Annotated in this window: 2 protein-coding genes; one reads left to right on the top strand and one right to left on the bottom strand. The window is 36.1% G+C overall.

Annotation, left to right across the window (positions count from 1 at the left end; genetic code table 11):
* Positions 1-1482: 1482 nt before the first annotated feature.
* Complete coding sequence (locus CCS90_RS14750) at positions 1483-1731, bottom strand: transposase (protein WP_180236549.1); 249 nt, start codon at positions 1729-1731, stop codon at positions 1483-1485.
* A 967-nt stretch (positions 1732-2698) separates the two neighbouring features.
* Between CCS90_RS14750 and CCS90_RS14735 the strand changes: the two genes are divergently transcribed.
* On the top strand, positions 2699-2968 hold the full coding sequence (locus CCS90_RS14735) for a hypothetical protein (RefSeq protein ID WP_180236548.1): 270 nt from the start codon (positions 2699-2701) through the stop codon (positions 2966-2968).
* Positions 2969-3229 lie beyond the last annotated feature (261 nt).

Genomic DNA, 3229 nt, shown 5'->3' with positions numbered 1-3229 from the left:
GTGTAAAATTCATCGGCAGATAAATCAAGGGTGGGACACAAGGACATACATCAGATGAAGATAATAAACTTAACTTATTGACTAAATATTTGTTTGATCGTTGAAATAATGGCAACCAATATGAAGCAATATGTCGCGGATTTGTGTTGTAACTTGAAGTATTGGTTGTTTGGCTTGAATTAGACCGAGTTGGAAGGTTGCAGACAGAATCTGCTGAATACATTATTGATGTTTTAAGCTATTCTAGAGCTGGTGTTAGCTTGATTCCAAGCGTCCATTTGCGCTTGGTTTTAACAGAGAAATGCTTGAGTTGTTCAACCGTTCCAACCGCTGAATAACCAATGGATTTAAAACCCTTGAGTTCATCTAGCCAGCTATTAGGATCGATACCAATTTCATCAATTGCTTTGGCTGTTTTTTCAGAAATAAAGCCGTGTTTGTCTTGTCGAATGCACCGTCCAGTATCATCTACTAAACTGATATAGCTAGTAAGGAAAAAGGGTAGGTCATTATCACCTTTGCCAAAACCTGATAGCCAAGTATTTTGATTCTCAATTCGTTCCTTAATTGAAGTGAAATTAGAATCTTTTAAATTCTTAGCAATTGCCGCTCTAATTGGATTTAAATCGACGTACGCCATACATGTTATTAACGCTCTTTCATCAAGCAAGGCTTGACTCTTGAAGCGTGATTCCCAGAAATGTCCCGTGCATTTGTCTTCTTCATTGGCCATGCGAGCAATGTACTCATTAATGGCCTTCATATACCACGATACAGACATTAATCTAGCACGGTATTCAGTGACGTATTCTTTCACTTTGCGAAGCTCGGCTTCTGTTTCTATTTCGCCTTTCAGATAACGGTCGCAAAGAACTGGCAGTGAGTACAATGAACACCAAGTCATCAGCACTTGAGTAGCATTCCATNCAAGTATTTTGATTCTCAATTCGTTCCTTAATTGAAGTGAAATTAGAATCTTTTAAATTCTTAGCAATTGCCGCTCTAATTGGATTTAAATCGACGTACGCCATACATGTTATTAACGCTCTTTCATCAAGCAAGGCCTGACTCTTGAAGCGTGATTCCCAGAAATGTCCCGTGCATTTGTCTTCTTCATTGGCCATGCGAGCAATGTACTCATTAATAGCCTTCATGTACCACGATACAGACATTAATCTAGCACGGTATTCAGTGACGTATTCTTTCACTTTGCGAAGCTCAGCTTCTGTTTCTATTTCGCCTTTCAGATAACGGTCGCAAAGAACTGGCAGTGAGTACAATGAACACCAAGTCATCAGCACTTGAGTAGCATTCCATTCAGCTATTGAATTAACTTTTAACACGATGTGGAAATGATTGCTCATAATAGCGTATGAACACACGTCAATGGCGAAGACAGAAGTCACTTGTTTAATCCGATCAATCAGCCACTTTCGTCGATGCTCAAACGACTTTCCTGTGAGCNGGGGTGCCTGTCCCCGGTTAGTTGATTGAATTAACTTTTAACACGATGTGGAAATGATTGCTCATAATAGCGTATGAACACACGTCAATGGCGAAGACAGAAGTCACTTGTTTAATCCGATCAATCAGCCACTTTCGTCGATGCTCAAACGACTTTCCTGTGAGCATATCTTCACCACAAAGAAAGGCCCTGCGAACACATCTGCTAACAACATGATAATAGGGTGTCTCTTCAATACAAATTTGCTGTTCTCTAGCTATAGTCATACAAAACTCCATGTAAAACTACATTTTGAATGGCTTGTTGGAAATTATCTGNTATCTTCACCACAAAGAAAGGCCCTGCGAACACATCTGCTAACAACATGATAATAGGGTGTCTCTTCAATACAAATTTGCTGTTCTCTAGCTATAGTCATACAAAACTCCATGTAAAACTACATTTTGCTTAAATTAGCACCAATAAGCTGTAGTAATTGTCTGATAGTCGTGTAAGAGTCTATTGATTGGGAAGCCTGTCCTATGATTGGTAGCTATGATTGGGATATATTTAAACTAATGTTTGTTTGAAATTAAAGATTTTCAGATTGTGATTTTTTGTTTCCATCACATTTTGGACAATAGTTGAAAAGTGTGAAAATCTTTTCAAACCTAATAAGTCTGCCACAAAATGAGCAGTAACGTGACTTTTGAATAACTATAAAAAGAACTGTCAATACTATGATTGCTGTTACAAAGAAATACAGCCCATTAAATCCAAAGTTATAAATAACAGTCAAAGCGTATAATCCACAAAACACAATTCGAGTTTTGATTGCCTTTCTCAAGTGGTTAGCATTATTTGTAAATATGTTAGTAACAATTGTTGCAAAGATGACTAGTAAAGAGAAACCATATATAAATTTAAAAGCCATTGGGGTAATCATTCGTAATCATTCATTTTGTTTTAAATAATTAATATATCAAACACGCACCATTTTTGTAAGTGATGGAAGCAATTAGAGAATTTTATTATGTGGAAATTAAAAAGCGATTAAGCAATCGAATCAATCATTGAATTGTTCAGATTTCAGAAAGATAGGGGTCAGTCCCCTTTTAGTTTTTTTAACCACCATGATAGGATGGTGGTTGTGAGTCAGTTGAATCATTAAATATATTTTAGATTAGGAGTTTAAAAGTGAATTTACTTAAGTTGATTTGTATGTTGGTTTCATTATTTGTTATTAATTTGTGTATGGCTGAAACCACCAAAAATATGACATTAACTCTAGAAGAGTTATTTCAAAAAGACAAATCATATCAGTTAGCCTATATCCAAGGTGTTATTGATGTGGAGTTAATTGTAATGAAAGAAGATGGATCATTTGCTAGAGATTCAATCTGTCTATTGAAATGGGCTGAAGAGACTGCACATTCAGAAATGTCCAAACTATCTAAAGAAAATGGGAAGCTATGGAGCGCGGCAGCATCTATAATTATTGCATCACATAATTCATGTAATTGATTTGATTGCCCTTAAAGCTTGATTTGATAAATCTAAACTTTGAGGATCACACTAGGGTTTTAACTTATAAAAAAACAAAGTGTTGCATATGTCTATTGAGAATAAGTAGTGCCCTTTATGAGTAAATAGGATGATTTAATAAGACTGGTATATCTGCATGTAGGTTGGTGTTAAGTTCAGCGAAGCTCAAAATCAGATGTTTTGGTTTGAAAGGATTTGTGAGGATTTTTGGAACCAAAGAATGGTGCCCGGGAATGGAAT

Source organism: Marinicella litoralis, assembly GCF_002591915.1.
Classification (GTDB): Bacteria; Pseudomonadota; Gammaproteobacteria; order Xanthomonadales; family Marinicellaceae; genus Marinicella; species Marinicella litoralis.
Note: the sequence above shows the minus strand (reverse complement) of the source record. Positions and strands in the feature narration are given on the sequence as shown.